The organism is Pseudomonas sp. Pseusp3 (assembly GCF_047304225.1).
In the GTDB taxonomy this organism is placed as follows: domain Bacteria; phylum Pseudomonadota; class Gammaproteobacteria; order Pseudomonadales; family Pseudomonadaceae; genus Aquipseudomonas; species Aquipseudomonas fluorescens_CD.
The window spans coordinates 1-3,225 of record NZ_JBGLYV010000202.1; the positions used below are offsets into that span (position 1 = coordinate 1).

Genomic DNA, 3,225 nt, shown 5'->3' on the forward strand with positions numbered 1-3,225 from the left:
AACCGGCCGTGCCAACCCCCGCCCAACCCCGCCAACCACCAAAGCCTCCTAAACCGCCCGCCCCAGCATTCACCCTGAAATGGCAAAATCTTCAAGATTGCCGCCGCCCCCGAGGCCCCTGCCGACAGCGGCGAAACCCAGGCGTCGCTGGACGCCGCCCTGGACGACCTGATCGGTTACGCCATGCGCCGGGCGCAGTTGAAACTGTTCCAGAACCTGATTGGCCGGCTCTCGACCCACGACTTGCGCCCGGCGCAGTTCTCGGCCCTGGCGATCATCGACCAGAACCCCGGGCTGATGCAGGCCGACCTGGCCAAGGCGCTGGCCATCGAGCCGCCGCAAGTGGTGCCGCTGCTGAACAAACTGGAAAGCCGGGCGCTGGCGGTGCGGGTGCGCTGCAAACCGGACAAGCGCTCCTACGGGATTTTTCTCAGCAAGACCGGCGAAGCCCTGCTCAAGGAGCTGAAACTGATCGCTGCCGAGAGCGACATGGATGCCACGTCCGCCCTCGACAGCCAGGAGCGCGAAGAGCTGCTCAGGCTGCTGAAGAAGGTCTATCAGGCCTGAAACGACTTACCAGATCGGCACGGTGTAGAGCACCAGAAAGCGGGTCTGGTTTTCATCGCGAAACGCCGCGCCGGCGGGGAAGTCATTGCGATAGATCGACTTGCGCGCCATCAGCCCGACGTTCTTCAGCGGGCCACTCTGGATCACATACCCCAGTTCCATCTGGAACTCCCGCTCCTTGCGGTCGTCGGCATTCAGCGCCGCCAGTTCGATATGGTCCCCGCGCACATAACGCAACCGGCTCTTCAGGCCGGGTACCCCGGCAGCGGCAAAGTCATAGTCGTAGATCGCCTGCCAGGTCCGCTCTTTGGCATTGAGAAAGTCCGAACTCATGGTCAACTCGCTCATGCCCATCAACTCGGTGCCCGACACATAAGGCGTCGCGGTATCGCCGCTGGCGTGCATATAGCCCAGGCTCAGGCGATGGCCGCCAAAGCGATAGCCGAGCAGCGCCGAGAGGTTGCGGTTGTCCACCTTGCCGGCCTTGGCGCTGCCGTCCTCGTCACTGAAAAAACTGCGCAAGTCAGTGGTCAGTATGCCCTCGCCTACCTGAAGATTGTGCAGCAGCGCCAGGGTGTTCTGCTGATACAAGTCCGCCACTTCAGCGTGATAGGCACGCAGGCTCAGATCCTTGTTCACCTGGTAATCACCGCCGACATAGGCCATGTGCGATGAGGTGGCCGCGCCGTTGAAACGCCGGTTCGGCGAGGCAATGCTCATCGGCTGATAGTCGGTGGAGTCACGCTTGTTGATGCGGTCGATGTAGCCGGTGTTGAAGGTCAGTCCGTCGATGTCCTTCGAACTGAGCGTGGTGCCGCGAAACGTCTGCGGCAGCAGCCGTGACGGACTGGCGAAAGCGAACGGCAGGAAGATCGACACATCACCGGTCTTCACCGTGGTCTGGGCAAAGCGCATCTTGGCGGTCATGGCCAGGCGCGAATACTCGTCCGCCGCGCGCTTGTCGCTGGCGGACACCGGCAACAACTCAGTGCCGCTGCGGTCCGGCGACGAGTCCAGCTTGACCCCCATCAAGCCGCGGGCGTCGAGGCCGAAACCGACGGTACCCGGGGTAAAGCCCGACTCCACATTCATGATGAAACCCTGGGCCCATTCCCGGGCCGCGGTTTTCGCCCCGTCGTCCTTGTAGTCCCGATCCAGGTAGTAATTGCGCAGGGTCAAGGTGCCGTGGCTGTCATCGATGAAGCCTTCGGCCAGCGCCGGAGTGGCAATCACACTCAAGCCCAACAGGGCCAGGCGACGTGCGCGAACAGGTAAAGATGAGGTCGCCGCAAGGGCGTCCCGAGGGAGGTTTGGCATGTTCGATGTCCACTTTTTGTTGTTGTTTTTGAACGGGATCGTCGGGGTTTCCCCAAGGATCTCCGGCCAGAGAATGGAAACGCCTGAAGGTGGCGTCAACCCACAATGACCGATAAACGAACATTAATATTATTATCTATATTTTAAATTCATCCTCAACCTTATGCCATCACATTGATTTAAATGAATTTAATTGAGTTTTTAAGCAAAAAACCTTGCCTGTTCATTTATTGGTTATCTTTGTTAATCTTAATTCCAGCCTGTTATCGCCTGCTGCGAACAGGCTCGCGTTCCCCCCTCAGCCCCCAACAAAAACAATAACGAGGTTCGCCATGGACACCCCATCACGTCGCACGACGCTGACCATTGCCCTGTGTTTTATCGTTGCACTGATCGAAGGCTTCGACCTGCAAGCCGCCGGCACTGCCGCCGCGGGCCTGCGCCAGACCTTTGCCCTGGATCCGAAAATGATGGGCTGGGTATTCAGCGCCGGCATCATCGGTTTGCTGCCGGGCGCCTTCTTCGGCGGCTGGATTGCCGATCGCATCGGCCGCAAGAAAATCCTCATCAGCGCCGTGCTGCTGTTTGGCCTGTTCTCCCTCAGCACCGCCTACGTCAGCAGTTTTTCCAGCCTGCTGCTGGCGCGCTTCATGACCGGCCTGGGCCTGGGCGCCGCCCTGCCCAACCTGATTGCCTTGTGTGCCGAAGCCGTGGGTGAGCAACGTCGCGGTACTGCGATCAGCATCATGTATGCCGGCGTGCCGTTGGGCGGCGCACTGGCGGCGGTGGTCGCCATGCTCTTCACCGAGCATTGGCAGACGACCTTCATCATCGGCGGTCTCGCGCCCTTGCTGGTGGTGCCACTGATGGTCCTGCTGCTGCCCGAGTCCAGCGCCTTTCGCCAGCAACAAGGCAGCGTCAACCTGGCGCGCACTTCAACCGGCCAGGCGCTGTTCGGTGAAGATCGGGCCCGCGTCACCCTGGCGTTGTGGCTGAGCTACTTCTTCACCCTGACCGTGATGTACATGCTGCTCAACTGGCTGCCATCGCTGTTGCCGGAACAGGGTTTCAGCAAACCCCAGGCGGGCCTGGTGCAGATGCTGTTCAACATCGGCGGCGCCCTCGGTTCCCTGCTCGGCGGGCTGCTGCTGGATCGCTGCAACGGCATCAAAGTGGTGCTGTTTGTCTACGCCGGGTTGCTGGCGGCGCTGGCCGGGGTCGGCCTGTCGGTGGGCATCGTCCCCATGGCCATCGCCGGTTTTTCCGCCGGGTTGTTTGTAATGGCCGCGCAGCTGGTGCTTTACGCCCTGGCACCGCCGTCGTACCCGACCTCGGTGCGCG

General features: G+C 61.1%; 3 protein-coding genes. 2 read left to right on the forward strand and 1 reads right to left on the reverse strand.

Features of this window, described 5'->3' with window-relative positions:
- Positions 1 to 96: 96 nt before the first annotated feature.
- Positions 97 to 567, forward strand: a complete 471-nt coding sequence (locus tag ACCD00_RS30385) for a MarR family winged helix-turn-helix transcriptional regulator (protein ID WP_413428891.1) — start codon at positions 97 to 99, stop codon at positions 565 to 567.
- Positions 568 to 573: 6 nt separating this feature from the next.
- Here the strand turns inward: ACCD00_RS30385 and ACCD00_RS30390 are convergent, their stop codons facing one another.
- Positions 574 to 1,884, reverse strand: coding sequence for an OprD family porin (locus ACCD00_RS30390; protein ID WP_413428889.1), 1,311 nt, complete (start codon positions 1,882 to 1,884; stop codon positions 574 to 576).
- 332 nt (positions 1,885 to 2,216) lie between these two features.
- Here ACCD00_RS30390 and mhpT point away from each other — a divergent pair.
- On the forward strand, positions 2,217 to 3,225 hold a 1,009-nt coding region (gene mhpT, locus ACCD00_RS30395; RefSeq protein WP_413428890.1), incomplete at its 3' end, for a 3-(3-hydroxy-phenyl)propionate transporter MhpT.